The organism is Rhodothermales bacterium (assembly GCA_013002345.1).
In the GTDB taxonomy this organism is placed as follows: Bacteria; Bacteroidota; Rhodothermia; order Rhodothermales; family JABDKH01; genus JABDKH01.
In genome coordinates this window covers 1-5,280 of sequence record JABDKH010000232.1, presented here as the reverse complement: position 1 = coordinate 5,280, position 5,280 = coordinate 1, and the positions used below count along the sequence as shown (strand labels likewise).

Sequence of the window (5,280 nt, the reverse complement as noted above, 5' to 3'; positions counted from 1 at the left end):
CCCGCATACTGCTCGCCTTTCTGCACCTTCGTGGCGCACTCCGGCGGACACCAGCGGGTAGCGTGGCCTAGTACAAGTCACGGGTAGCGTGGCCTTGTACAACTCACGGGTAGCGTGGCCTTGTACAACTCACGTCATCCCCCGCTTGACGGGGGATCCATTCAAGTCGGAGGTCGCATCAGCCCTCCATGGATTGCCGCCTTCGCGGCAATGACAGTGGCTGATGCTCGCCTTTCTGCACCTTCGTGGCGCACTCCGGCCGGCACCAGCGGTAGCGTGGCCTAGTACAAGTCACGGGTAGCGTGGCCTTGTACAACTCACGTCATCCCCCGCTTGACGGGGGATCCATTCAAGTCGGAGGTCGCCTCAGCCCTCATGGATTGCCGCCTTCGCGGCAGTGACAGAGGCTGACGCTCGCCTTGCTGCACCTTCGTGGCGCACCCCGGCCGGTACCAGCGGGTAGCGTAGCCTAGTACAAGTCACGGGTAGCGTGGCCTTGTACAACTCACGTCATCCCCCGCTTGACGGGGGATCCATTCAAGTCGGAGGTCGCCTCAGCCATCCATGGATTGCCGCCTTCGCGGCAGTGACAGAGGCCTCCTGCACGACAACGACGGAAGCCTCCCGAGCTTTTGTCGAGTCAACCTACTCCGCTCTCAATGCGTCGGCTGCCTCCTCGGTCGGCGCCAGCTGTCCCTCTTGCAACTCCAGCACGAGCCGGTCCATGTCGTAGACGACGTCCAGTGCCTCCATCATCCCACGAGAATCGACCGAGACCGTTCGTCCTGCCTCCGCCGCATCGAAGATGAAGGCCGACGGCAGAAACTCGATGTTGCCGTCGAACGCGAGCCCGACAACCTCGAGGTCCCTGTTCAGCACCGGCGAACCAGAGTTACCCCCGATGATGTCAACCGTCGATACAAAGTTCATCGGTGTGGACCGGTCGAGCTCAGGGGGTGCGTTCAGCCAGCGCTCGGGTAGAATCCACTCGCCCGTTGTGTCATTACCGGTAGCATGCGAGTAGTGACGGTTATACATCCCGTAGAACGTGGTGTAGGCCGGGGCCTTCGAGCCGTTGTACTCGTAGGCCTTCACCTGACCATCGGCCACGCGAAGTGAAAACGTGGCGTCCGGCGGACGCGTGGTTCCGTAAACCTCGAATCGGGCTCGACCATGCTGCGCGTTCAGCTCAGTCTCCTGTCCGGCCAGTCCGGCGAACGCGCTCTGATATGCCTGTCTCCGCTCCATGAACGGGGCAACCATGGCAATGGCCGGGTCTCCCATGGAAAGCGTTCCGTCTTGCAGTGCCCGGGCAAATCGCTCTTCATCCGCCAGGGCCGAGTTGGCGATGATAATGTCGGCAACCTCCTCCGGCGAGCGGCCGTTGAGCATCTGCTGTACCGCTGGATCCGCGGGACCGAAGTATTTCACGAGATCCTGGATTCGGGCAAGCAGAAATCGGGAATCGATGCCGCTGGGCTGACCGCGAAGTGCCAGCAACTCCTCTCGAGTCGCATCCAGTGCCTCCGTGTCAACGACCTTCGCCTTCTGCTTCAGGAAATCGTAGGCATTCACTGCCCGCCTGACCGTGGCAGACGAAAGGGAAGATCCGGTACCCATGGCGAGGAAGGCTCCATACTCACGGGCGTACTCTCTCTTCTGATCCTGAATGCGAGCGAGATCCTCGATGACCGTCAGGTACGGCACTGGAACGTCCGCGGAAATCTGGTCACCGTACTTCGCGGACATATCCCGAAGGAACGTGTTTTCAGTGTCCGCACGTTTCGCCATCATTACCGGGTCGTTCAGTCCTTTCACCCGTCCACGGTACAACTTCTGGCCGTTCTTGAGACCGAAAATCTGATTGCGGAGCGCATCGGAGGGTTCTTCCCGGTTGTACTCCTCAAGGACAGCGATACGCGAGTCAAGAAGCGCAAGAAGATCCTTCTCCTGATGGTCGCGGCGCCATTCGAGTTGTGCCACCGTGTTGAGCCGCAACGTTGAGCCGGGATTACCGATGATGAAGACGGCATCGCCCTCGTTCGTCCCGCTCTCGCTCCAGGCGAAGTAGTGTTCCGGCTGATACGGCTCATCGTTTTCGTATACGCGGAAGAACGTCATGTCGAGTGCGTACCTGGGATAGGTGAAGTTGTCCGTATCTCCACCGAAGTAGCCGATGTTGAGTTCCGGCGTCATGACGAGCCTGAGGTCTCCGTAGCGGCGGAACGTGTACGCCGAGTAGCGGCCGCCGTTGTACAGGTTGACAATCTGTACCACGAAGCCGGCATCAGGACCGCCGGCCTTCTCCAGAATGCGTGCCTGTGCGGCTGTGATTGCTTCCTGTCGGGCGTTGGCCTTTTCGGCATCTGTTTCCTGACCCTCAAGGGCCGCGTAGATTTCGTCCGTCACGTCCGCGATGGCGACGAGCTGATCTACATACAGACCCGGTACAGGTCGTTCTTCCTCGAGTGTCATCGCGGTGAAGCCGTCATCGAGCAGCGTCTCGCCTTCCCGCGTGACCCTGCCGACGGAACCGCGCCCACAGTGGTGATTCGTCATCACGAGTCCGTGCGGCGACACGAACGAGGCCGAACAGCCGGGCAGGCGGAGCGCGCCTAGACGCGCCTTCTCGAACCAGGCTTCGTCGGGCGTGAATCCATAGAATCGTTCCATATGCGCAACCGGCGGATAATCAAACGTCCACATCTTGCCATTGTCGAATTCGCCTGCCTTGACGGTCGACAGATCAACCGGTTGGCCGAATCCAACCAGTGTGGGAAGAAGAAATATGGCCGCGGCCAGTGCTGTAAGCGTTTTTGAGGCGTGCTGCATCTTTAGATCTGAATTGTTCGGTGGCGGTATTCAACAGGTGCAAAGGAAGTTAGTACACTGCTCTCAAATGGACGGGACTCCCTTACGCGAACTGTAGGGGAATTCGACCCTTCCTTCCGATCACTGGAGTCCATCCGCTGCCTGGCCTTCCGGGACTGCCTGGCGCGTCGGCTGGGTATGTATTGTGGCGGTCTGGATACTACCACACGGCACCGTGCCAAGACCGTCACACACTTCGGTCACAACGGCCAGTGTGTAGTGGGCGAGTGACGGGAGGTACACGAGGCCCGTCCACGCGGGAATTGATCTGTCGGGTGTCGACGGGCTCACGCATGTTGACCCGGCAGTCGGTCGCGAGTCGGTAGCGTTGCGATTGCCGACAGGAGCTCACCGCACGTGCACCATTGGAACCGTCACCTGTTGGCCCTCGGATTCGAGGCGCAGGAAGTACGTACCGCTCGGAAGATGGCTCGCATCGACTGGCAGGGTGTATCGTCCGGCAGTCACTCGACCGGCGAAGGGTACGGCAACCCGCCGCCCGAGCGCATCGAACAGAGTCAGCCTCAGATCACCCGCTGCCGGAACCTCTACGCCTACGGTCGCGGTCGTAGTGACCGGATTTGGATACAGAGAGGCCACGCCGAGTTGGTCGGGGAGCTGCGCCGAAACGCCGTTCGACACGACGACAGGCTCTGAAACGCCGGCCGGCTCGGTGGTCACGGCGACCACTCCGGCTCCCTCCACATTGGTGTGGACGCTGCTCAGCACGATCTTTGCCGGCTCCGTCATCGGGGCCGTTACTTCCACGCGTACCTTGATGACCGTCCCGGAGGCGTTGAAGGGCTCGGAGCCTCTCTTGCGCACGAGCGCCGTCTCAACCTCGCCGGTGGCGGGATCGAAGTGCTCGAAGGACAGGAGGTCGCCGTCATCCAGAGAGGAACCGCCCTCTACTCCGGCAAGCGACAGCACTCCGGGATCTAGCGTCAGACTGGCAGCTACACCCACCAGGTTCGCGACCGGGGTTCCGGCGGTGCCGAGTGTCACGTCGAGGGAGAACTCGGCGCCGATGGGCGATATGGGAACGTATGACGAATCGACGGGAGCCGTTGTCCGCGCTCTGACTTTCGGTGCCGTTGGCAGTGAGAGGCCGAAGTTATCGCTGATGGCTTCGACGTCCAGTGCGTCGATGAATCCGTCTCCGTTCGCATCCGCAGTCGCCGGATCCGACACCGCCTGAGCGGTGCACCGCGATTCACCGACGGGGAAGTACCACGACATCACTTCTCTGGGCTGCCAGGCCGTGCCGACGCCGTCCGGCCGCGTCGGTCCTGAAACCCCGTAGCAGTCGCCTATCGGAAACACGTCCGTGGATGTGACAAACAAATCAAACCCGGTGCGCCCGGGCCAGACAATCAGCGGTTCCACGATCTCGATGGCGCCCGCCACGGGCGTGACAGCAATCTCATTACCGAGTGTGTCGACGGCAAGCACATCGACGATGTCGATTATCGTCGGCCCGGCTGCGGCGGAGGGCAGTACGACGAAGGAAATTCGCGCCATACTGCCGGAGCCCGATACGCCGGCATCGTCACGCCGTCGTGCCACGCTCAGAGCCAGGGAGCCTTCGAGCGGATCCAGCACAGGATCGAGCGTTATCAAATCCCGCCCCATGAACCCTCCCGGTACGATGGACTCGGGAATCACCGCGAGCACCTCGGGATCGAAGCGAAGCTCAACCGCTGCCCCGAGAAGCCCGTCCAGGGGAAGCACGGGACTGCCGATCTCGACGTTGACCGTGAAACGAGTGTCGCGCAATACCGCGTCCGCCCGTGTTGTGATGGCGAGTGGTGGATTCCCTGCATCCTCCGTCACCCGGATCACGACCAGTGCCGTATCGAGTCCGCCGGCGGGGTCTCGAACCACGTACTCGAGGGTGTCCACACCCGCAAAGGTCGGAAACGGTATGTATTGGATGGCGTCGATCCGGGGAGATGTGGCGTCTCCGTGATCGGGCTGGGTATAGCTCAGCAAAGCCAGCGGGTCCCCATCGTCATCTTCATCGTTGAAGAGCGGAAAGACGGTGACAGGACGGTTCGGAAGCGTGCTAACGATGTCGTCGATGGCCCGTGGTGCCACGTTGATCGTCGAGATGACGTCGTCGTACGTGACCGCCAGGCGGAAGTCGGTCACGGTGCTGTCGGTGAGGACCGCACTGCCAAAGCCGGCCATCACGGTCATGAATCGCGAGATCTCTCCGTCGTCTTCGTCGACGCTCTCCTGGAGAATGGCTGTGGCTCCCTGCGGGAGATTCCAGACAAAGGTTATGCTGTCCTCCGCGATCGGCCACTGGATCCTGAAGAAGTGGTATACATCGAGATTCGCTCCCTGGTCTCCGGAACGAATGTCGACGAGCCCGAACCGGCGGTCTTTTGCTCGCTGGTTTGGAGA

General features: G+C 61.2%; 3 protein-coding genes. All 3 read right to left on the bottom strand.

Going from position 1 to position 5,280, the window contains the following annotated elements; genetic code table 11:
* Positions 1–645: 645 nt before the first annotated feature.
* The gene (locus HKN37_11610) at positions 646–2,832 is read right to left on the bottom strand and encodes a S46 family peptidase (GenBank protein ID NNE47293.1); all 2,187 of its coding nucleotides are present in this window, start codon (positions 2,830–2,832) and stop codon (positions 646–648) included.
* Between the two features lie 120 nt (positions 2,833–2,952).
* Positions 2,953–3,162 carry a hypothetical protein gene (locus HKN37_11605; protein ID NNE47292.1) on the bottom strand — a complete coding sequence of 70 codons (210 nt, stop codon included), beginning with the start codon at positions 3,160–3,162 and terminating at the stop codon, positions 2,953–2,955.
* A 57-nt stretch (positions 3,163–3,219) separates the two neighbouring features.
* On the bottom strand, positions 3,220–5,280 hold a 2,061-nt coding region (locus tag HKN37_11600; protein ID NNE47291.1), incomplete at its 5' end, for a T9SS type A sorting domain-containing protein.